This window comes from Streptomyces sp. R41 (genome assembly GCF_041053055.1).
GTDB lineage: Bacteria > Actinomycetota > Actinomycetes > Streptomycetales > Streptomycetaceae > Streptomyces.
Genome location: NZ_CP163443.1, coordinates 8,758,264 through 8,779,857 on the forward strand (window position 1 = coordinate 8,758,264; position 21,594 = coordinate 8,779,857).

Consider the following 21,594-nt stretch of genomic DNA (forward strand, 5'->3'; position numbering starts at 1 on the left):
GCTGCGATGGGCCCTTGATACCCGGACGACGCAGCAGGTCAGGCACCGGCCCGTGACAGATCAGACAGGTCGAGTCCATGGATGGTCCACGGCCTGCTGAGCACCACTTTAGGAGAGAGGTTTGAGACTCCGTCCGCTGACCTGGGGCTTCGATACCTGGTGAGGTGGACGGCAACGCGACTGTAGGACGCCCTCGTTGACCGTGGCTGACCCCTGTTTCTGGCACGGTTGTGGCACGTGTATCTGGCACGGTTGTGGCACGACCTTCACCCGACGACAGTCAGCCACGATGGCGGGTGCGCCGTCCGACCAGGCGCGCGTATGTCTCGCTGTACCCCCACCGGCCTTAGCCACGCCACCGGCTTGTGTCGTCGGCCGGACGCCACGGCCGTCTCGTGACGGGAGTGCCAGAGCGCCGTCCCTCGGAGCTCCCAGCTTGGGAATCTGCGATCATTCGCGGCCAGTTCAGGCGGTTACCTGGGCGAACGGTGACGTGCGAGCTTAAAGATCAAACTGAGGCGGTGGGGAGGGGCTGTTCGGTCCAGATGGACTTGCCGGTGCGGGTATGGCGGGTGCCCCAGCGCTGGCAGAGTGCGGAAATGAGCTGGAGGCCGCGGCCGCCCTCGTCGGTGGCGGAGGTGTGGCGGATGTGCGGCGTGGTCAGGCTGGCGTCGGAGACCTCGCAGATCAGTGCGCGGCTGCGGAGCATGCGCAGCCGGATGGGGCCGCAGGCGTGCCGGATGACGTTCCCGACCAGCTCGCTGACCAAGAGTTCGGTGGTCATGGTCAGGTCCTCATCGGCCAGGTCCCAGTCGGTGAGCTGGGCGCGGACCAGCTCCCGGGCCTGGCCCGCCGCCACCGGGTCCTCCGGCAACGGCCACTCGGCGACGTTCTCCGCGTCCAGCGGGTGGGTGCGGGCCAGCAGCAGGGCGGCGTCGTCTATCAGCGCGCCGTGGGCGGGGAGGAGAGCGGAGGTGAGGGTGGCGCAGAGGGCGTCCAGGTCGGACGAGTCCGCCGGTGAGGTCGGCATGGCGTTCACGGACTGAAAGAGGAGCTCGGCGAGGCGTCTCATGCCGGTGGTGATATCCCTGTCCTTGCTCTCGACCAGGCCGTCGCTGTAGAGGGCGAGCAGGCTGTCGGCGGGCAGTAGGGTCTCGAGGGTTTCGAAGGGCGGAGCGGCCACCCCCAGTGGCGGGTCCGGGGTCATGGACAGGAAGGTGACGGTGCCGTCGGGGTGGGTCACCGCCGGGGGTGGATGACCGGCGCTGGCGTACGACAGACGCCGGGTCACCGGGTCGTAGATGCCGTACAGGCAGGTTACGAAGGCATCGGTGCCCAGCTCGCCGACGATGTCGTTGAGGTGGCCGAGGATTTCGTCGGGCGGCAGCTCCAGCTCCGAGAGGGTACGGACGGCCGTGCGGAGCCTGCCCATGGTGGCGGCCTCGGCCATGCCGTGGCCCATGACGTCGCCGATCACAAGCGCCACCCGGGCCGAGGAGAGCGGGATCACGTCGTACCAGTCGCCGCCGACGTCGGCTCCCTGCTTGGCCGACTGGTAGCGCGCCGCCGCCGTCACCTCGGGCAGCTTGGGCAATGCCTGCGGCAGCAGGCTGCGCTGGAGCGTACGGGCCCGGGTCGTCGCCTCGTCGTAGAGCCCGGCCCGCTCCAGGGCCTGCGCGATCAGTCCGCTGAGCGCGGTCAGCAGCGTTCGTTCGTCATCGTCCAGCACCCGCGGTCGGCCGAAGCCGATCACCGCCGCGCCGATCCCGCGCCCCGATACCGCCAGCGGCAGAAAGGCCCACGCCTGCTTGCCGCCCTCCCGGATCAGGGTCTCCGTCCCCGGGTAACGCTTCAGGAACTCCTCCGGGGAGGAGATGCAGAGGGGGGTGCGGGTGCGCAGGGCGTCCCCCACCGGGCTCGTGGTGTCCCTCACTGTCCACTGCCCGTCCAGCAGTCGGGTGAAGCGCTCCGAATATCCTCGGGAGCCGACCACGGTCAGCCGGTCGCCGACCACGCCGAGCATGATGAGTCCGGTGGCCCCGACGGGTGTCATCACGCCGTCGGCCACCGCCGCCATCACATCCTGGGCCGTGACAGCCTCGGCCAGCTCCCGCGTGATCCGCTGCACCAGGGCCGCCCGCTCCGCGGCCGCCCGCTCCGCGGCGGCCCGCTCGGCCTCGCGCAGATGCCGCTCGGTGGTGTCGGTGATGTAGAGCGTGAGGCCTTCCGGCACCGGCACCAGCCGCAGGTGGTACCAGGACGTCCCGTCCGGCCCCGGTACGTCGAATCCGGCTGGCTGGCCCTCGGCCGCCGTGGCCCGGCACCGTTGCTCCAGCCCCGGCACGGCACCTACCGCGGGAATGTCCCAGAGCAGGGCTCCGGCCACGTCTCCCGCGGCGCCGAAGAGCCGCTCGGCGGCCTGATTGAGAAATCCGATGCGCCAGTCCGTGTCCAGGGAGACGAAGCCGTCGCTCATGTGTCGCAGCGCCCGCCCCACCGACTCGGCGGCGGCGTGCGTTTCGCTGCTGTCCCGGAGGGTGCCGATCACCTTCACCGACGTCCCCTCTTCGTCCGTGATCGTCCGGGCACGAGCCTCGATCCAGAGGTATGTGCCGTCCTGGCGCCGGATCCGGTACTCGTTCTGGAAGCCGCCGCGCAGCTGGATGCCCGTGTCGAAGCCGGCTACCGCCCCTGGCAGGTCGTCCGGGTGGATCAGCGCCGCCCACGCCTCGATGCCGCCGCTCATCACCTCCGGATCGATGCCGGTCAGCACCTGCTCGACGGGCCGGTCGGAGGTCAACTCGCCGGTGCGCAGGTCCCAGGTGTACGTGATGGAGGGCATCCCTTCCACGTCCCACAGGGGGGCGGCCTCCCGCGGTTCTGGCCCGTTCTCCAAGGCGTGCAGCAGGGTGGGGGACGGATTGAGGATCCCGGACGACTTGAGCCTCCCGGACATCCAGGCCGCCACCTCGTTCAGAAACGTGCGCTCCGCCGCGCCGGGCTCGGCGCCCGGGGCGAAGAGGACGGAGAGCGCGCCGCGTCGCCGGCCACCGCCCGGAATGGGGATGGCCAGGTGACCGATGCCGGCAGGGAGTCGGGAAGGCCACAGGGCGGCCGGGTCCCGGCCTGGCACCGGGTCGGGCGGGGCCAGGTCGGGCTGCCAGGTGATGGTGTCGTTGCGGGCGGCCCTGCTGGGCGGTGCCGTGCCCCGTGCCGGGATGATCAGCCAGGGCCGGGTCATCGACTCCGGCAGGCCACTGTCGGCGACCAGGTAGAGGATGCCGCTCATGCCGCCGCCCGGGAGGTGCACCATGCCGCCCAGGCCGTGCACTTCGGCTACCGCCTGCTGGAGCGCGGTCAGCAGCCCTTCGACATCGCGCCGGTCCTCGTCCACGGCGTCGAGCAGCCGCATCCGCATGCGGTGTCGCTCCAAGGGCCGTTCGGTCTGTATGGTCCGCAGGCCCTGCGGCTGGTGTAGCGGATGGGGGACGTGGGGCATGGACGGGCCGGTGTTGTCCGCATCGCCGCCTCTGGTATTCACCACTGCCGACTGTCGCCTCCGCTCACCGCTTGGGCACCCGCTGGGCCGCATGTGATCGGATGTGGACCTGCAACGATCCACATCCGTCCGTTTCATACTAATTGGAATAACTTAGGCGATCTCATCCATCCTGGTGATCCTTTCGTATCCGATCAACTGTATGCGGCGTTAGCTCACCCTCCGTTGCCACTGAGGCCTTATCCGCCGGCTTGGCGCGGTGGCATTACCAGCAGTTCGTCAAACCCGACGGTAGAGATCAAGGCCGTGTCCCGTAGTGACCGCGTCGATCAGGGCTTGGAGCGGCACGCATGTGGCACGGCGCCTGAAACAGCGAAGGGGTCAGCCTCGGGAGGGAAACCCTCCTGAGCTGGCCCTTTCTTCTGTGCCCCCGGCAGGATTCGAACCTGCGACACCCGCTTTAGGAGTTCGATCATCCGAATCTTCCGCCTGGGTGCCGAGCCCGCGGTAGAGCACGATCAATGCTCCGGGAGGCGCTCAAGGTCGATGCGGCCTGCCGACGTTGCCGTCAGAACCTGCCGTCAAGACCTCTTCGTCCCGAAGCAACTTGGGCGGGGGCTCTGCCCTAGGCGGTGTGTTCCTCACCTGCGTTGGCGGTCCGTTTGGCGTCCATGCTCGTCCGCCGCCGTTCGTCGGCGTTGTCACTCAGTGAGTCCTTTCAGCGTTGCCGCTCGAGGGTGAGGACAGCCGCGGCGATTGACGACATTCGATTCGGGCTGCACCGGGCTTTGCGGAGGATGCGCCAGGACTTCAGGCGAGCCACACCCCGCTCCACAGGCGCCCGCGCCGCCGAGAGCGCGCGGTTGATCGTTGCCTGGGTTGGTGTGAGACGCCCTGGCGTTCGCAGATCCGAATGATCCGGTGGGTGCGGGCCGCGGTCAGGTCGTGGGCACGGCCGGGCGGCGCCGACGAGATCCACAGCAGTCGCCCGGCTGGATCGGTCACTACCTGCACGTTCACCCCGTGCCGGCGGTGCTTGTGGGAGTAGTCGGCCCGGCTGTCGCCGACCCGGGGGTGCCGTCGATCAGGACGTAGTCCGGGTCGGCTTCGCGCAGGGCGCGCAACAGGCCCGGCGCGCGGCCGGTGAGCAGGTCGACGACGGCTGCCGCGTAGGCGTGGGCGGTTCCGACGGAGATGCCGAAGCCGCCAGCGAGCTGGGCGAGGGTGTCATGCCTGCGCAGGTACACCAGGCCGACCAGGGCACGCTGGTGCGGCGGGAGCTTGCAGCGGCGGTCACCCTCACGGGTGACGATGAGCATGGTGACCCACTCGACCAGCACTTCCAATCCGGCCCTGGCTCACGATGACTCACCCACCCCAGCAGGGTGATAATTAGACAAAAGGGTGTTTCCTGCAGTTCTGCGCTTACGCGAACGATCAACACATGGGAAGCAGGAGTGCCGAGATGATCACCCAAGAGCAGATTCCAGCCGTGCTGGACCATCCCGTCCACGACGCCGAGGGGAACAAGATCGGCGACGTCAAGCATGTCTTCCTCGACGAGGTCACTGGCCAGCCGGAATGGGTCAGCGTCAAGACCGGCCTGTTCGGCACCAGTGAGTCCTTCGTCCCCATCCGTGAAGCCACCATGGTCGAGGACCACCTCGAGGTCCCCTACGCCAAGGACACGGTCAAAGACGCCCCCAACGTCGACGTCGACGCCGGCGCCCACCTCTCTGAGGACGAGGAACACCGCTTGTACGAGCACTACGGCATCGCCTGGGACGAAGCCTGGCAACAGGCCAACCTGCCCGGCGGCGGTTGGGCCCACACCAGCCCCCGGCCCTCCACCGACACCACCACTGACGGCACCGCGCTCGACTATGACGACACCACGGCCTCGGGCATCGCCCGCAGCGGCCAGGAGAACGTCGACACCACCGGCACGCAGAGCGACTATGACGACACCACGGCCTCGGGCATCGCCCGCAGCGGCGAAGAGAACGTCGACACACTCTCTGCCGGCTCCAAGAGCGCCCCAGACGATGAGGCAATGACGCACTCGGCTGAGCAGATGCACCTCGGCACCGAGCGCCGTGAAACAGGGCGGCCCCGGCTACGCCAGTACGTGATCACCGAAGAGCAGCAGTAGACCGCCCCCGTGCGCCATGAGGAAGTCCGCGTGGAACGCGCGCCGATCACCGACGCCAATGCGGATCAGGCCAAGTCCGGGGTCGGAGATCCCCGAGGCCGAGCACGAGACCGCACCAGTCGAGCGCGCGGCTTTGAAGCTGCCCGCAATGTGCACTGTCCGGTCCCGGGAGATGTCTGTCTTGTCTCGGTTGATGCTTGACGTTGTGGCTTCACCTGATGCTTGACACCGCTTGCCTCGGCTTGGCTGTGCGCGTCTGATCGGCGCGTGCAGGGAGGGCCGGGGCCGACGGGGGTGCTTCCTCGAAGGCCTGCAAGATCAAGACGCTACTACAACGTGATCATTGGCAAACGGCTGCTCCCGGCGGCATCCGCCTGCACATACGCGAAGACCCCGACCGCAGCGTTTCCGCCGGTGACGGGGTCTTTGGGCATCTCATACACGGTGCCCTCGGCAGGATTCGAACCTGCGCACACGGCTCCGGAGGCCGCGAGCTCCTTTCCTGCTCAGCGCGGCTCAGACCGTCGTACGGTCCCCGGTGGTCTCGGCCCGCCGGCGCATCATCTCCCGCTCCCGCGCTCGTCGCGCGGTGACGTCTCGGATGACCGCTCCGACGTGGGCGCCGCCGTCGGGAGCGGCGAGCAGTACCACGCTGAACTCGATGGACAGGGTGCTGCCGTCCGCCGCCAGCGCGGGAACCGTCAGGAGGTCGGCATCCCCGTACTTGGTGGCTCCTCGGTCCATGGCGGTCCGAAAGCCGTCCCAATGACGCTTCCTGTGCTTCTCGGGAATGATGACGTCCAGACTGCGACCGGCCACGTCGGCCGCCGAGAAGCCGAAGATGCGCTCCGCACCCCGGTTCCAGTAGCGGATCAGTCCTTCGCCGTCGATGATCACTATGCCGTCGGGTGCCTGGGCAGCCATTCCCAGCACCACCTCGGGGTCGAGCTCTGCCATGTTTCCTCCGAATTGGAGCCATGCGAGTGGCGTCAGTATACGGAATACAGTCGGCAGAAAGAATGCCCCGTTCCTCAGCCGATCGGCTCGGGCATCGGCACCACGTCGTAGGCCAGGCCGATCGTGTCCCCGGTGACCGGATCGCCCAACTCCACCCGCCACGCCTCGGCGAACTGGTCCACGTTCTCGGTCATCGGGATGGTCCCCGAGATGAGGACGGTGCCGGGGGTCAAGTCGCCCCGCGAGCGCAGTACATCGGCCCAGTAGCCCGGGGTGAGCAGCTCGGCGAGCGTGCCGCGCTGGATCTCGGTCTCCGTGCCGCCGTGGGTGACCCAGGCCCGCAGGGTGAGGTCGTCGACGCGTGCCGCGACGTCGTCCAGGCGCCAGGCGCGGCGGGCGAGTACGTCCGGGCCGGCGTTCTTGCTCCACGCGACGCCGTGTACTTCGAGGTCCCGGTCGGTGTGGTCGCAGGCGGCCGTGAGCAGCAGTTCCCCGTCCGCGGCGACGACCAGGGCCCACTCGGCCTCGCCGGAGGTGCGCCCGTGCTGGGCGGCGACGCGGTCGGTCTGCTGGGCGAGATAGGGGGAGACGGGGTAGAGCGCCGGGGTCACGGACGGCGCGGGCACGCCGAGCTCGGCCAGCTCGGCGACGTGCGCGGCGACATCGTCCTGGCTGCGCCCGGCGTATCCGGCGTTGAGCACCTGGCGGACGTCGACATCACGGGTGGAACCGTCGGGCAGCTCGAAGGTCAGCACGGCCACGGGAACTCCTGAAGGGGTCGGTCTCGAGTGGAGGGGCGGTCTCGGAAATCGGCCTCGGGTCTGTCTCGGAGGCCGGTTTCGAAGCGGTTAACTTCCTGCGCTGGGGTTGCGCATACGACCTGTATACAAGAAGTATGCCGATAGGTCGATGCTCCTCGACACGAGGCCGATGCTCCCCGACACAAGGTCGATGTCCCCCGACGCAAGGAACAGGCAGCATGCAGCACGCCCAGCAGGCCACCGAGGCGCCGCCCGCCGGCCGCTCCGGTATCCGCCGCGCCTTCTTCGCCAGCCTCACCGGCACCGCTCTGGAGTGGTACGACTTCGCGGTCTACTCCGCCGCCGCGGCGCTGGTCTTCGGCGACCTCTTCTTCCCCTCGGGGGACCCCCTCACCGGCACCCTCCTGGCTTTCTCCACCTACGCCGTCGGCTATGTCTCGCGTCCGCTCGGCGGCTTCGTCTTCGGCCGGCTCGGCGATGTGATCGGCCGCAAGAAGGTCCTCATCGCCACGCTGGTCCTTATCGGAGCGGCCACCTTCCTGATCGGTCTGCTGCCCGCGTACGGCACGGTCGGTGTGGCGGCGCCCATCGCCCTGGTCGTGCTGCGCTTCGCGCAGGGCGTCGGGGTGGGCGGCGAGTGGGGCGGCGCCGTCCTGCTGTCCAGCGAATTCGGCGACCCGCGTCGCCGCGGCTTCTACGCCTCCGCGGCCCAGGTCGGACCGCCCGCGGGCAACCTGCTGGCCAACGGCGTACTGGCCGCGCTCGGCGCCCTGTTGACGGAAGACCAGTTCCTGTCCTGGGGCTGGCGAGTGGCGTTCCTGATGTCCGGCGTCCTGGTCGGCTTCGGCCTGTGGATCCGGGCGAAGCTGGAGGAGACGCCGGTGTTCAAGGCCATGGAGGCCGAGCACAGCCGGCCCGAGGCGCCGATCCGCGAAGTGTTCACCACCCAGCCGCGCGCCCTGCTCGCGGCCATCCTGTGCCGGGTCGGCCCGGACGTGCTCTACGCGATGTTCACCGTCTTCGTGCTCACGTACGCCACCGACGAGTTGGGCATGGCGCGCGGCTCCGCGCTGACGGCCGTACTCGTCGGATCGTCGCTGCAGGTCTTCCTCATCCCGCTCGCCGGCGCCGTGTCCGACCGAGTGAACCGACGTCTGCTGTACGGCTGTTCCGCCGTGGCGGCGGGCCTGTGGCCGTTCCTGTTCTTCCTCGTGGTCGACGGCCGCAGCTGGATCCTGCTCATGTGCGGCGTGGTCGGCGGCCTGGCCATCCACTCCTTCATGTACGGGCCACAGGCGGCCTTCGTCGCCGAGCAGTTCTCACCCCGGCTGCGCTACACCGGCTCCTCGCTGGCCTATACGCTCGCCGGCCTCATCGGCGGCGCGGTCGCACCGTTGCTGTTCACCGCCCTGCTCAGCTCCTACGACAGCTGGGTTCCCCTGGCGCTGTACATCGCCGTCGCGGCAGCGGTCACCATCGCCGGACTGTGCCTGGGCCGCGACGCTGACGACGTCGAGGACGAAGAGGTGCAGCGCGTGGCGTACGTGACCGAGTCCGCGGCCGAGGTTTCCTGATCCCACCCGGGTACCACCGACTCCCACCCACGCGACCCACTCCCACCGACTCCCATCGACACAGAAAGGCCGCCCGTGCGTATCGCCCTGAGCCAGTTCACCAGCGGACCCGACCCCGAGAAGAATCTCGAACTCATCGAGGACGGCGCCCGGCGCGCCGCCGAGGCCGGAGCCCGCGTCGTCGTGTTCCCCGAGGCGTCGATGGCCTGCTTCGGCACCCCGTTGGCGCCGGTCGCGGAGCCGCTCGACGGCCCCTGGGCGAACGAGGTGCGCGCGCTCGCTGTCGCGGCGGGCATCGTCGTGGTGGCGGGCATGTTCACCCCTGCCCCCGAGGGACGGGTCGCCAACACACTGCTCGCCACCGGCCCGGGAGTCGAGGCCGCGTACGACAAGATCCATCTGTACGACGCCTTCGGCTACGCCGAGTCCGACACCGTCGCCGCGGGCTCGCGGATCGTCACGATCGACGTCGACGGCGTCCGTATCGGTCTCGCCACCTGCTACGACGTCCGCTTCCCCGAGCTCTTCCGGGCGCATGCCGACGAAGGCGCCGTGGCGACGGTGCTCGCCGCCTCCTGGGGTGCCGGGCCCGGCAAGCGCGAGCAGTGGGAGCTGCTGGTGCGGGCCCGCGCCCTGGACGCGACCGTGTGGGTCGCGGCGGTCGACCAGGCCGACCCGGCGGCCGGGGGAGTGGTCGCCGACGCGTCGGCCCCGACGGGCATCGGGTACAGCATGGTGGCCGGTCCCGACGGAACCGTACGCGACTGCCTGGGCGCGGAACCGGGCCTGCTGCTCGCCGACTTGAGCGTCGACGAGGTCGCGGCGGTCCGGGAGAAGACGTCCGTGCTGGCCAACCGCCGCCTGGGACGGGCCTCATGAGCAAACCGGAGCTCGAATTCCACCGGCCCACCGGGCCATGGACGGCGCCCGCCGGTGCCGTACCAGGGGTCGCGCAACGCGTACTCGCCGAGGACGCGTCCGGCGCTCACAGCACCACGCTCGTCCGCTGGGAGCCGGGCACCGACACTTCCGCACAGGGGGTGACCCGGCACGACTTCTGGGAGGAGGTCTACATCCTCCAAGGCGACCTGCACGACCTGACGCTCGACGAGACCTTCCCGCAGGGCTCGTACGCGTGCCGCCCGCCGGGGATGCCGCACGGTCCGTGGACGACGGCCGAGGGCGTCACCATGCTCGTGTTCACCTATCCCGCGGACCAGCGGGCCTGACAGCCGGACAGTCGGGTCGGGCCTGACAGCCGTACGGCCGGGTGGGGAGGGACCGGACCCCGGTCCCTCCCCACCCGTACCCGCCTAGCCGGCGAGCAGGATCTTCAGGGTCGAGTCCAGATGACTGTCGATCGCGGCGCGCGCGGCCGACGCGTCACCGGCCGCCAGCGCGTCGAGGATCTCCCGGTGCTCGTCCAGCACCGCGGCCTGGCGGCCGTGCTGGTTGAAGAGCGCCACGACTCCGGCACGGACCTGGCGGCTGCGCAGCCCGTCGTAGTGCCGGTCGAGCAGGGTGTTGCCCACCGCCGAGACGAGGGTGGCGTGGAAGAGATGGTCGACGGCGATGAACTCCTTGGCCTGGTCGGGGCCGCTCAGCGTGCTCTGCCGGTCCAGCAGTTCGCCGAGTTCCCGCACCGGGGTCCGGCCGGCCGCGATGACGTGCTCGGCCGCGTATCGCTCGACGATCCCGCGCAGCTGCATCAACTCGGAGATCTGCCGGCCCGACAGCGGTGCCACCCGGGCACCGCGCTTGGGCACCAGCTCGACGAGATCCTCGGCAGCGAGCAGCAGGAGGGCCTCCCGGATCGGGGTGCGTGACACTCCGATCCGGTCGGCGATGTCCTGCTCGGAGAGGAACTCTCCCTGCATCGCCGGGTCCGTCAGTACCGTGTCCTTGAGGTACGCATACGCCTTCTCCCGACCGGACGCCACCGCTACCCCCAGAGATCGCATACCGCTTGTATACAGAAGTTACCACGGGGTGTGCCGGTAGCGGTGGCCGCTCGTCAGCGGGCGGTATGGACCCCGTCCAGGGCGACGGTCAGGACGCGGTCGCGCTGGGCGTCGTCGAGGAAGTTCGTCGCGGTGATGCCCGCGACCATGCGCAGCAGGTCGTCGAAGTCCATGTCCTCGCGCGCCTCGCCGGCCTTCTGGGCGCGTTCGAAGAGCGGGCCGCCCGCCTGGTACATCGAGTCCCGGCAGGCCAGGAAGATCTCCGACTCGTCGTTGAGTGCCTCGCGGATGGCCCTCTTGGTCACGGTGTAGTCCACGAACCGGCGCAGCCATGAGCTCAGCGACTCCCACGGCTCCAGCTCGGCGACCTCGTGTGCCACCCGGCACAGGTCGTTCACCTCGCTCGCGTAGACGCTCTCGAACAGGTGGCGGCGGGTCGGGAAGTTCCGGTAGAGCGTGCCGATGCCGACGCCCGCGCGACGGGCGATGTCCTCCAGGGAGGCCTCCGCGCCGTTCTCCGCGAACGCCTCGCGCGCGGCCGCCAGCAGTGCGTCGTAGTTGCGGGCGGCGTCTTTTCGGTGCGGCCGCTGGGACGCGACGATCTCGCTGATGGGGAACGGCTGAGCCGTCACTGCTGCCTCCCATGGCGGGACGAGGGTTGAAGCGGAGGTGTGCCTCCGCTACAGTGGAGGAGTACCTCCACTTTACCAGTGCGGGGTGCGTTCGCCGGGAGGCGTGCGGCCGCACGCCTCACCGACGCGACAGCACCGCCGTATCGGACGCATCGATCTCGTCGCGGGCCCTGCGCCGGCCGCACCGCCCGTTCACCCACGCCCTTTCGCGACCGCTCCCCGCGGCCGTCGCCGTGCCTTGTGCTGCCCCGCAGCGCGCCCGGCCCGTACGACCGCACGAACGAGCTCGGCCGCAACCTGTTCGCCTGTTCGGAGAGGCTTTTCATGCCCCGCACGTCCACCCGCCTCACCTTCGCGGTCCTCGCGACCGGTGCCGGCGTGTTCGCCATGCTGCAGTCGCTGATCGCGCCGGCCCTGCCGACCGTTCAGCACGCGCTGCACACCTCGCAGTCCACCGCGACCTGGGTGATGACGGCCTATCTGCTGTCCGCCTCGGTCTTCACCCCGATTCTCGGCCGGGTCGGCGACCTGATCGGCAAGAAACGCACCCTCGTCGCCGTCCTGGTGATCGTGACCATCGGCTGTCTGCTCGCCGCGCTCGCGCCGACCATCGGCGTACTGATCGTCGCCCGGGTCGTCCAGGGCATCGGCGGCGCCCTGTTCCCGCTGTCCTTCGGCATCATCCGGGACGAGTTCGCCCCGTCGGAGGTGGGCGGCAGCATCAGTAACCTGTCCGCCGTGATCGCCGCCGGAGGCGGTGTCGGCATCGTGGCGGCCGGCCCCATCGTGACCGCGCTCGACTACCGCTGGCTGTTCTGGCTCCCCGTCGGCATCGTGGCGGCCACCACACTGATCGCCCTGCGCTACGTCCCCGAGTCGCCCCGCCGGGCCGAGGGGAGCGTCAACTGGCTCGGCGCCGTCCTGCTGTCGGGCTGGCTGGTGGCCCTGCTGCTGCCGCTCAGCCAGGCGAGCCACTGGGGTTGGGGATCGGGCAGGTCGATCGGTCTGTTCGTCGCCGCCGCGCTGCTGTTCGCGCTGTGGCTGTTCGCCGAGGCGCGCTCCCGCAGCCCGCTGATCGATCTGCGCATCATGCGGCTGCCCGCCGTGTGGACCACGAACGCCGCCGCGCTGCTGTTCGGCGCGGGCATGTACGCGATCTGGTCGTTCCTGCCCGGCTTCGTACAGACGCCGAGCTCAGCCGGTTACGGCTTCGGCGCAAGCGTCACCGCGGCCGGACTGCTCATGCTGCCGATGCTGATCGCGATGTTCTGCTCGGGTGTGCTGAGCGGCCGGCTGGAGCCCGTGCTGGGTGCCAAGAAGCTCCTCATCGCCGGGTCCGCGCTCGGCGCGGTCGCCTGCGGCTTCCTCGCCCTCTGGCACGACCAGCAGTGGCAAGTGGCCTTCGCGGCGGGCGTGTTCGGCCTCGGCATCGGTCTGGCCTTCGCCTCGATGGCCAACCTGATCGTCGGCAGCGTCCCGGCCGAACAGACCGGCGCCGCGACCGGCATGAACGCCAACATCCGTACCATCGGCGGGTCCATCGGCGCCGCGGTGACCAGCGTCCTGGTGACCAGCCGCCTCCAGCCCTCGGGCCTGCCGTACGCGTCCGGGTACACCCATGGCTTCAGCCTGCTCGCGCTGCTCTGCCTCGCCGCGGCACTGGCCGCACTCCTCGTCCCGGTCCAGCGCACCGGCCGCAACTCCGGCATGCGCCGCGCTTCCTCCGACTCCTCCCGTGCGGAGCCGGAGACCGTCGCGCAGGCCGCGCGGAGCTGACGACCAGGGGGTTCTGGATGGACCCGGCGTCCGGCCCGGTCAGCACCCTGCGGCGAGTTCGGCGAACTCGTCGGTGCACCGGGCCGGAGCGGACGCCCGCCCCGGCCGTCGGGCAGTGGCACCCGTCAGTTCAGGCCGGCGGTGGACAGCCACGCCTTGGCGACGTCCAGCGGGTCCTTGTTGTCGTCCTGCACCTGGCTGTTGAGCTTGACCAGGGTTTCCGTGTCGAGCTTCGCCGAGACGCCATTGAGTACGGAAACTCCGGCCGACGTGAGACCGCTCTTGTATGTCAGCGGAGTTACGTTCTCGAAACCGAAGAGATTCTTGGGATCCTGCAGGACCACAAACTTGTTCTTGCTGATTCCCGGGTCCGTCGTGAAAATATCCGCGGCCTGGATGTTGTTTCCCTTGAGAGCCGCGACGGTCAGCGGACCACCCGCGTCCAGCGCCTTGAAGGACTTGAATTCGAGGCCGTATACGGACTTGAGGCCCTTCAGCCCCTGCTGCCGCGTCTGGAACTCGGGCGAACCTCCGATGACCAGGTCCTTCGCCGCGTCGGCGAGGTCGGCGATCGTCGACTTGTCCGTCAGGCTGTACTTCTTGGCCGTGGCCTCGTTGACGGCGACCGCGTCCTTGTCCTCGGCCTTGGACGGGTTCAAAAGGCTGAGCTTCGCATCGAGTTTGGCCGATATGGCCTTGCTGGTCTCCTCGACGGTGGTCGGTGCGGCCTTGGCGTCGAGGTAGGCGAGCAGGGCCCCGTTGTACTCGGGCAGGACCGTGATCGTACCGTTCTTGATCAGACCGTACGTGGTCTCGCGGCTGCCGATGTTCAGCTTGTAACTGACCTTGATGCCCTTGGACTTGAGGGCCTCACCGTAAATGTCGGCGAGCAGGATGCTCTCGGGGAAGTTGTTCGAACCGACAACGACCGTACCGCCCTTGGCGGTGTCCCCCTTCAACGGGTCGCTCTTGCCGGAGTCGTCGGAGGAACCGCAGCCCGTCAGTGCGGCCGTGGCCACAACGAGCAGGGAAACAGCGTATGTTGCGGACGTTCTGGTGCTTCTGGTGATGGTCACGTTGGTCATCCAGACTTGGCATCGGGTGGGGCGGTGGTGGCCGGAAGTCGCGGGTGGTGACGGTCCGGACCGATCCAATCTAGCCCTGTCACGGACCGTCAAGACACGAATAGATCACCGATGGGGGCCGCGCGGCTGCACCCCGTATGCGCAACGCGGCCAATATGTGCGCGAATCCGGCGTCTCCACATGTCACTTTTTGGTTGATCATGGCCGTACTCTTGCGGCAGCCGCTAATGTTGGCCGCGTCGAGGGCCCTGTTCCACTTGTCGGCCTGAGCGCGCTGTCGCGATTGCTGAACCACACAGCCCGGGCAATGGGCTTCCACGGGGAACAAAGTCGAGGAGGTTGGGTGCCCGCGCACAGAAAGGTCGCCCCGGAGCCGCCGACCACGGCTCCCGGAACAGGCCGGACGCCGTCTCTCCTCGACCGTTGGCCTTTCCGCCGCAAACTCAACGTCCTGGTGATCGTGCCGCTCGCGGTCGTCTCCGCGATGCTCTCCTATGTCGTCTACGGCCAGGTCGACCGTGCCCGGTCCGCCGCCGACACCGCCCAACTCGTGCGGGACAGCGCGCAGGTGACCAAACTCATCGACGGCGTGCAGACCGAGCACCGACAGGCGCTCCTGGTCTCCCTGCGCCACGAGGCCGCCCGCTCCGGTGACAGCCCGCCCGACACCTCCGCTTACCTCCAGGCGCAGCAGAGGGTCGGCACGCAGATCGAGGCCGTCCGGTCGACCTACGGGGACCGGCTGCCCGACGCCGAGGCCCAGGCGCTCAAGGAGTTGGAGGGCCTGGACAGCCTCCGCAAGACCGTAGAACAAGGCCCCATACCCGCCGACAACATCGACCCCGCGTACGGATCGGTGATCGAGGGCCTCATCAACGGCCTCGGACTCGGCCAGTCGGGCAGTGAGTCCTCGTCGTCCGCGGGCAGTCTGCTCGACGCGCTGCTGCGTGCCGACACCGCCCACGCGTCCTTCGAGACCAGCGTCTTCGCGGCCCGGACCCGGGACCCCAACGCGCTCATCGAGTTCACCGGCGCGGTCGGCGACTACGACCAGTACACCTACCAGGCCGAGCGGTTCACCCGGTTCGCCACCCAGGAGCAGGGCAGCGATCTCGCCGAGATCGAACACAGCCCGTACCAGAGCGTCATCACCCAGCACTGGGCCGCGCTCCAGGTCGACCCCAGCGCTCTGGTCGCCGAGAACTCGGCGCAGCTGCGTGCCGCGCTCGACGACGCGCTGCAGGCCGACCCCACCTATGAGCGCCAGGCCCAGAACCGGCTGAAGATCGTCCAGGAGCTCATCGGCGAGATCGCCACCGACACCCAGGACGCGTCGAACAGCGCCTGGTGGCAGGTGGCTTGGCTGATCGTCGGCACCCTGCTCGCCTTCGGAGCCTGGTTCCTGTTCTCGGTGCTGATGCGCCGCTCCGTGGTGCGGACCGTGCGCAGCCTCACCACGGCGGCCCAGCACGTGGCCACCGCGGCCGGGACGGAGCTGGCCCGGGTCGCGGACGACGACGCCGACGACGCGAGTCCGCCGCGCCTCGAAGCCGTGCCCGTGCCGGTGCGCGATGAGATCGGTGAACTCGCCGAAGCCTTCAACCAGGTTCAGGTCACCGCGACCGCCCTGCTGGAGCGCCAGGTCATCAGCCGCCGCAACATCGCCGAGATGTTCGGCAACGTCGGCCGCCGCGTCAGCAACCTGACGGCACGTCAACTCGCGCTGATCGACTCGGTGGAGCGTGGCGAGACCGACCCCGAGGTACTGGACCGGCTCTACCGCATCGACCACATCGCCGTACGTCTGCAGCGCAACGCCGACAGCCTGATGCTGCTCGCGGGGATCAGCGAGACGGGCCTGAACACCGAACCGATGCGGCTCAGCAACATAGTCCGCGCCGCGCTCGGCCAGATCGAGGGCTACCAGCGTGTCACTCCGCACGCCGAGGGCGATGTCACCGTCGCCCCCGACATCGTCGGCGATCTGACGCTGATGCTCGCCGAACTGCTGGAGAACGCGGTGATGTTCTCCCCGGCGACCAGCGGCGTCGAGGTGGTCCTGCGCCCTCGGCACGGATCCGCCGGTGCCCTCGTCGAGATCATCGACCACGGGCTCGGCATGAGCCCGGAACGGCTGGCGGAGGAGAACGCCCGCCTGATCCGCCGCGAACGGCTCGACCTGGCGCCGACGGAGGTCCTCGGCCTGTTCGTGGTCGGCGGACTGTCCCGGCGCTGGGGCATCGAAGTCGTCCTGTCCCGCACCCCGGGCGGTGGCGTCACCGCCACCGTCGCCGTCCCCTCCTCCCAGCTCCTGCTCACCGACCCGGCACAGGCCGCGGCACGAGCCCCGCACATCCTGCCGCCGGCCCGCCATTCCGCGGGGAGCGAGCCGCGCCCCGCGAGGGTCGAGTCGCCGCCCGGCCCCTCGGGCCTGCCCCGCAGGATCCCCGCACACTCCCGCGGCGGAGAATCCCCCGGCCATGCCCGCCGCACGGAACCCGTGCGGGAGGCCGTCGGCGAGGACGCCATGGCCCACCCGGTGGGCGGACCCGGCGGATCCCGGCCCAGGCAGGGCGGCAACCCTGGAACCTCCGTGCCGAATACGGGCGTTGGGCCACGGCAGGCGGCCGGGCGCGGTACGGCCCCGGGTGCGGCCGACGGGTTCGGTGCGCGGCCAAGCAGCGGCGCGGACCGCGGCCCCGGCACGGCGGCTCCCGCGGGGCCCGGCGACGCCGGCCCGCTGCGGCGCCGGGTGCGCGGTGCGACCCTGTCGGCCACGACCGCCTCGAGCCGGCGGCCCGAACGGACCGTCACGAACAAGCCGCGGCCCCCCGCCTGGCAGCCCACCGACGCGGAGGCGGCACGATCCGAGATCGACGAGTTCGAGGCCGCCGTCCGGCGAGCCCAGCGCGAGAGCACGACCGAGGGCCGGACCACCGGGGCGACCCGACCGGGCGGCCGGCCCGGCGCCCCGACCGAATCCAGCACAGAGAACAGCAGACCCTCATCCCCGGAAGGCATGAGCAAGTGACCATGTGGACAGGCGAGCCGGAGACCGGAGCCGTGGAACAGGTGACGGACGTGAAGGCGGCCGCTGCCGACTTCAACTGGCTGCTCAATCGATTCGCCACCGAGACGGCCGGGGTCGTCGACGTGATCGGTGTCTCCTCCGACGGACTGCTCATCGCGGTGTCCCAACTGCGCGGACAGGCGGACTCGGAGCGGCTCGCGGCGATCGTCTCAGGTATCACCAGCCTTGCCATGGGGGCGTCCGGCAACTACGGCCTCGGCGCGCTGAACAAGGTCATCATCGACCTGGAGGAAGGACACGTCCTGGTGTCGGCCCTCGGCGCGGGCGCGGTACTCGGCGTGGTCGCCTCGAAGGAGGCGAAGCTCGGCAACATCGCCTACGAGATGACCCTCTTCGCCAACCGCGCAGGTGCCGTCCTGAGCCCGCAGCTCGTCATGGAGCTGAAGAACACCGTGGGCATCGCGCCGACCGGTTGACGTCCGACGGGACGTCACATGACCGGTGACGGCCCGCGAAGCGAAGGGGGGAGGACGTGATGACGGCCGGCGAGCCATCAGCCACCGACGACGCCGGGTGGGGAGTGGAGCCCCCCGCGTCGGTGGTCCGGCCATTCCTGCTGACCGCGGGACGGATCGCCGGCGGCGACAGTCTCGTACCGCCGATCCCGATCGAGACCCAGGTGGTCGCGACCGATCTGGGGCTGGCCGCACTGGACGCCTTCGTCTTCGATCAGCACCGCGACATCATCACGGTCTGCCGCCAGCCGCAGTCGCTCGCGGAGATCGCGGCGAAACTGCGGATGCACTTGAATGTGATCCGGGTGCTCGCCGACGATCTGCGCGCCGACGGTCAGCTGGCCTTGTACGCACCGCAGGCCGATTCCGCCCGCGATGCCACCGTATTGCGAAGGGTTATCGATGGTCTCCGAGCTATCCCCGACTCCCGGGGCGCGATCCGTGAGGGCTGACGCCGAGGGGCCCCGGCCGCCGTTGCCGGTGAAGATGGTGATCGCCGGCGGCTTCGGCGTGGGCAAGACCACCACGGTCGGCGCCATATCCGAGATCGAGCCGCTGACCACCGAGGCGTCCATCACCTCGGTCGCGGCGGGAGTCGACGATCTCACGCACACCCCGGAGAAGATGACGACGACCGTCGCCATGGACTTCGGCTGCGTCACCCTCGATCCGACGCTGAAGCTCTATCTGTTCGGAACGCCCGGCCAGGAGCGGTTCGGGTTCATGTGGGACGACCTCGTCGAGGGCGCGCTCGGCGGGCTCGTCATCGTCGACACCCGCCGGCTCGACGACTGCTACGCGGCCGTCGACTACTTCGAGCACCGCGACATCCCCTTCGCCGTGGCCGTCAACGCCTTCGACGGCAAGGTCGAACACAATCTGGACGACGTACGGTGGGCCCTCGACGTCGCCGACCACGTGCCCCTCACCGTGTTCGACGCGCGGGAACGCGGCTCCGTACGGGACGCACTCCTCGTCGTCCTCGAACACGCCCTGGCCACCGCCCAGCGGTGAAGCGGGGACGGGCCCGCGCCCGTCCCCCATCGGCACGGCCGTCAGGCCGCCCGGCGCCTGCGCACGCCCGGGGACACCGTCACCCGGCCCACGGCCCAGAACAGCACGAGGACGAACAGCGCGAGGATGGCCGTGAGGGCGGCCCCGCCCGCCACCTTCTCGTAGTTGCGCTGGTAGAGGCCGTCCAGGATGTACCGGCCGACTCCGCCCAGGGCCACATAGGCCGCGATCGTCGCGGTCGAGACGATCTGGATCGCCGCCGAGCGCAGACCGCTGAGGATCAGCGGCAGCGCCGCCGGCACCTCGACCTGGAACAGGATCTTCGCCTCCGGCATACCCATGCCGCGGGCGGCGTCGACGGGCGAGGGGTCCACGGTGCGGATCGCCTCGTACGTGGTGATCAGGATCGGGGGGATCGCCAGCACCACGAGCGGGATCATCACGGGCACGATGCCGAGGCCCAGCCAGACGAACATCAGCACCAGCAGCCCGAAGGTCGGCAGCGCCCGGGCCCCCGAGGACACGAACGCCAGCGTGTTGCCACCGCGGCCGGTGTGCCCGGTGACCAGGCCGATGGGCAGGCCGATGGCCGCGGCGACGGCGAGCGCCCCGACGGTGTACTGGACGTGCTCCCACACGCGCTGCGGTATGCCGTCGTAGCCGTGCCAGTGAGAGCCGTCGCTGAAGAAGGACTGCATGAAGTTGAGTACGTTCACGAGACGCCCTCCGGTGTGCGGGCGGCGCCCGAGATCGTGGCCGCGAGGCGCCGGGCCTTGCGGCGGGACGGCGGCTCCCAGGGGGTGAGCACCCGCCGGAGCAGGACGAGCACGGCGTCGACCAGGATCGCGAGGACGGCGGTGGTGACCACCGAGGTCACGGCGAGCTGAGGGCGGTGGTAGAGCATCGCGGTGGTCAGCAGATTGCCGAGCGCCCCTTGGTTGCCGATCAGCGAGCCGACGCTCACCAGGCTGATGCTGGAGGCGATCGCCACCCGCAGCCCGGCCATGATCGCGGGTACGGCGATGGGCAGTTGGACCTGGAAGTAGCGACGTACCGGGCCGATGCCCATCGCCGCCGCGGCGGCGTTCGTCTCCTGCGGAACCGAGCGGATGCCGTCGACGACCGCCGGCACGAGGACGACCAGGCTGTAGAGGCACAGCGGGATCATCACCGTCAGCTGGGTCAGCCCGGTGTAGTCGATGAGCACCACGAAGAAGGCGATCGACGGGATCGCGTACAGCACCGTCGAGCTCCACAGCACCGGCGGGTAGAGCCAGTCGTAGTGGACGCACAACAGGCCGATCGGCAGCGCCAGCAGGAGACCGACCAGCACCGGGATCAGTGCCTCCTGCATGTGCAGGGCGATCAGGCCGAGATAGCTGTGCTGGAGGTCGCTCGGTATGTCGAAGAAGCCGTTCATCGGGCGGCCTTCAGCTCGGACTCGTCCTGTGGGGCGTCCGCCGCCCGTCGCTGCCGGGCCAGCCGGATCGCCGCGGCGATCGTCTCCTGACCGGCGACCCCCAGCACCTGTCCCGCGCTGTCCACCGCGACAGCCTGACCGTTGCTCGACAGCACGGCCCGGTCCAGGGCGACGCGCAGCGAGTCCCGGCCCACCTCGAAACTCTGTCCGTACGGCTCGAGGGCCGTGACGTCACCACTCCAGGTGGCGAGGTCGGCCCAGCCGAGCGGCTTGCCTGCGGCGTCGGTGACGAGCACCGAGGAGGAGGCCTCGTCGCGCCCGGCGATCCGCTTCCAGTCGGAGTCGACAGGGAAGACGCGGGAGCGGTCGAGCTCCAGCTCGTGGGTGGACAGGAACGACAGACCGCGGATGCCCCGGTCGGCGCCCAGGAACTCCTCGACGAACGGGTCGGCGGGCGACGACAGCAGCTCGTCGGGGGCGGCGAACTGGGCGAGTTTGCCGCCGGTGCGCATCACGGCGATGCGGTCGCCGATCCTGATGGCCTCGTCCATGTCGTGGGTGACGAACACGATCGCCTTGCCGAGTTCGCTCTGGATGCGGAGCAACTCCTCCTGCAGGCCCCGGCGGACGACCGGGTCGACCGCGGAGAACGGCTCGTCCATGAGCAGGATCGGCGGGTCCGAGGCCAGCGCGCGGGCGACGCCGACACGCTGCTGCTGGCCGCCGGAGAGCTGGTACGGATAGCGGCGGGCCATGCCCGGGTCGAGGCCGACCCGTTCCATGAGCTCGGCCGCACGGGCCCGGGCGCGCTGCTTGGACCAGCCGAGCAGCCGCGGCACCGTCGCGATGTTGTCGAGAATCGTGCGGTGCTGGAAGAGCCCGGCGTTCTGGATGACGTAACCCATCGAACGGCGCAGGGCGTTGACCGGCTGGCGCAGGATGTCCTCGCCGTTGACCCGGATGGTGCCGCTGCTGGGCTCGACCATCCGGTTGATCATGCGCAGTGTGGTGGTCTTGCCGCAGCCCGAGGGTCCGACGAGAACGGTGATGGAGTGGTTCGGTATCTGCAGAGACAGGCGATCGACGGCCACCGTGCCGTCGGCGTATCGCTTGCTGACCTCTTCGATGGCTATCAAGCGTCGAAACCCTTCGGGAACGGCTTTGCTCGTACGTGGCGCGATCGCGTGCACGAGGGTGCGTAGTCTAGCCAGTTGATG

Annotated in this window: 18 protein-coding genes, 1 tRNA gene and 1 pseudogene; 9 read left to right on the forward strand and 11 right to left on the reverse strand. The window is 69.5% G+C overall.

Annotated features, from left to right (window positions below; genetic code table 11):
* Positions 1-508 precede the first annotated feature (508 nt).
* Both AB5J53_RS39700 and AB5J53_RS39705 read right to left on the reverse strand, forming a co-directional pair.
* Positions 509-3,418: a SpoIIE family protein phosphatase gene (locus AB5J53_RS39700; protein WP_369250440.1), complete on the reverse strand. Its 2,910-nt coding sequence runs from the start codon at positions 3,416-3,418 to the stop codon at positions 509-511.
* 799 nt (positions 3,419-4,217) lie between these two features.
* Positions 4,218-4,818: pseudogene (locus AB5J53_RS39705) on the reverse strand (transposase family protein).
* Positions 4,819-4,943: 125 nt separating this feature from the next.
* Between AB5J53_RS39705 and AB5J53_RS39710 the strand changes: the two are divergent.
* On the forward strand, positions 4,944-5,651 hold the full coding sequence (locus AB5J53_RS39710; protein ID WP_369250441.1) for a PRC-barrel domain-containing protein: 708 nt from the start codon (positions 4,944-4,946) through the stop codon (positions 5,649-5,651).
* 445 nt (positions 5,652-6,096) lie between these two features.
* Here the strand turns inward: AB5J53_RS39710 and AB5J53_RS39715 are convergent.
* From AB5J53_RS39715 to AB5J53_RS39725, 3 genes are all read right to left on the reverse strand, one after another.
* Positions 6,097-6,167, reverse strand: a tRNA-Arg gene (locus AB5J53_RS39715).
* Positions 6,168-6,608, reverse strand: a complete 441-nt coding sequence (locus AB5J53_RS39720) for a PAS domain S-box protein (RefSeq protein ID WP_369250442.1) — start codon at positions 6,606-6,608, stop codon at positions 6,168-6,170. It abuts the tRNA gene before it with no gap.
* Between the two features lie 74 nt (positions 6,609-6,682).
* Positions 6,683-7,369: a DUF2848 domain-containing protein gene (locus tag AB5J53_RS39725; protein ID WP_369250443.1), complete on the reverse strand. Its 687-nt coding sequence runs from the start codon at positions 7,367-7,369 to the stop codon at positions 6,683-6,685.
* Between the two features lie 218 nt (positions 7,370-7,587).
* Here AB5J53_RS39725 and AB5J53_RS39730 point away from each other — a divergent pair, with 218 nt between their 5' ends.
* The 3 genes from AB5J53_RS39730 to AB5J53_RS39740 all read left to right on the forward strand — a co-directional run bounded on the left by AB5J53_RS39730 (position 7,588) and on the right by AB5J53_RS39740 (position 10,172).
* Positions 7,588-8,943 carry an MFS transporter gene (locus AB5J53_RS39730; RefSeq protein WP_369250444.1) on the forward strand — a complete coding sequence of 452 codons (1,356 nt, stop codon included), beginning with the start codon at positions 7,588-7,590 and terminating at the stop codon, positions 8,941-8,943.
* A 75-nt stretch (positions 8,944-9,018) separates the two neighbouring features.
* Positions 9,019-9,822 (forward strand): carbon-nitrogen hydrolase family protein, encoded by an 804-nt coding sequence (locus AB5J53_RS39735; RefSeq protein ID WP_369250445.1) that lies wholly within the window; start codon positions 9,019-9,021, stop codon positions 9,820-9,822.
* Positions 9,819-10,172: a cupin domain-containing protein gene (locus AB5J53_RS39740; RefSeq protein WP_369250446.1), complete on the forward strand. Its 354-nt coding sequence runs from the start codon at positions 9,819-9,821 to the stop codon at positions 10,170-10,172. The genes AB5J53_RS39735 and AB5J53_RS39740 overlap by 4 nt, the downstream gene beginning before the upstream one ends.
* An 84-nt stretch (positions 10,173-10,256) precedes the next feature.
* Here AB5J53_RS39740 and AB5J53_RS39745 read toward each other — a convergent pair whose 3' ends face one another.
* Together AB5J53_RS39745 and AB5J53_RS39750 are read right to left on the reverse strand one after the other, a co-directional pair.
* Entirely contained in the window at positions 10,257-10,883 is a 627-nt protein-coding gene (locus tag AB5J53_RS39745) for a GntR family transcriptional regulator (RefSeq protein ID WP_369252751.1), read from the reverse strand.
* 74 nt (positions 10,884-10,957) lie between these two features.
* Positions 10,958-11,536 (reverse strand): TetR/AcrR family transcriptional regulator, encoded by a 579-nt coding sequence (locus AB5J53_RS39750; RefSeq protein ID WP_369250447.1) that lies wholly within the window; start codon positions 11,534-11,536, stop codon positions 10,958-10,960.
* Between the two features lie 324 nt (positions 11,537-11,860).
* Between AB5J53_RS39750 and AB5J53_RS39755 the strand changes: the two genes are divergently transcribed.
* The gene (locus tag AB5J53_RS39755; protein ID WP_369250448.1) at positions 11,861-13,312 is read left to right on the forward strand and encodes an MFS transporter; all 1,452 of its coding nucleotides are present in this window, start codon (positions 11,861-11,863) and stop codon (positions 13,310-13,312) included.
* 125 nt (positions 13,313-13,437) lie between these two features.
* Here AB5J53_RS39755 and AB5J53_RS39760 read toward each other — a convergent pair whose 3' ends face one another.
* The gene (locus AB5J53_RS39760) at positions 13,438-14,397 is read right to left on the reverse strand and encodes an ABC transporter substrate-binding protein (protein ID WP_369250449.1); all 960 of its coding nucleotides are present in this window, start codon (positions 14,395-14,397) and stop codon (positions 13,438-13,440) included.
* 343 nt (positions 14,398-14,740) lie between these two features.
* Here AB5J53_RS39760 and AB5J53_RS39765 point away from each other — a divergent pair, with 343 nt between their 5' ends.
* From AB5J53_RS39765 to AB5J53_RS39780, 4 genes are read left to right on the forward strand one after another with little or no spacing between them, the layout of a single operon-like run.
* Entirely contained in the window at positions 14,741-17,428 is a 2,688-nt protein-coding gene (locus AB5J53_RS39765) for an ATP-binding protein (RefSeq protein ID WP_369250450.1), read from the forward strand.
* Positions 17,429-17,430: 2 nt separating this feature from the next.
* Complete coding sequence (locus AB5J53_RS39770) at positions 17,431-17,904, forward strand: roadblock/LC7 domain-containing protein (protein ID WP_369252753.1); 474 nt, start codon at positions 17,431-17,433, stop codon at positions 17,902-17,904.
* 59 nt (positions 17,905-17,963) lie between these two features.
* The gene (locus AB5J53_RS39775) at positions 17,964-18,395 is read left to right on the forward strand and encodes a DUF742 domain-containing protein (protein WP_369250451.1); all 432 of its coding nucleotides are present in this window, start codon (positions 17,964-17,966) and stop codon (positions 18,393-18,395) included.
* Between the two features lie 34 nt (positions 18,396-18,429).
* A complete protein-coding gene (locus tag AB5J53_RS39780; protein ID WP_369252755.1) occupies positions 18,430-18,957 on the forward strand; it encodes an ATP/GTP-binding protein in 528 nt (175 codons plus the stop codon).
* Between the two features lie 41 nt (positions 18,958-18,998).
* Here AB5J53_RS39780 and AB5J53_RS39785 read toward each other — a convergent pair whose 3' ends face one another.
* The 3 genes from AB5J53_RS39785 to AB5J53_RS39795 are packed head-to-tail and all read right to left on the reverse strand — an operon-like array spanning position 18,999 to position 21,513.
* Positions 18,999-19,673: an ABC transporter permease gene (locus AB5J53_RS39785; protein ID WP_369250452.1), complete on the reverse strand. Its 675-nt coding sequence runs from the start codon at positions 19,671-19,673 to the stop codon at positions 18,999-19,001.
* On the reverse strand, positions 19,670-20,377 hold the full coding sequence (locus AB5J53_RS39790; RefSeq protein WP_369250453.1) for an ABC transporter permease: 708 nt from the start codon (positions 20,375-20,377) through the stop codon (positions 19,670-19,672). Before AB5J53_RS39790 ends, AB5J53_RS39785 begins: the two co-directional genes overlap by 4 nt.
* Positions 20,374-21,513 (reverse strand): ABC transporter ATP-binding protein, encoded by a 1,140-nt coding sequence (locus AB5J53_RS39795; protein ID WP_369250454.1) that lies wholly within the window; start codon positions 21,511-21,513, stop codon positions 20,374-20,376. The genes AB5J53_RS39790 and AB5J53_RS39795 overlap by 4 nt, the downstream gene beginning before the upstream one ends.
* Positions 21,514-21,594: the final 81 nt, after the last annotated feature.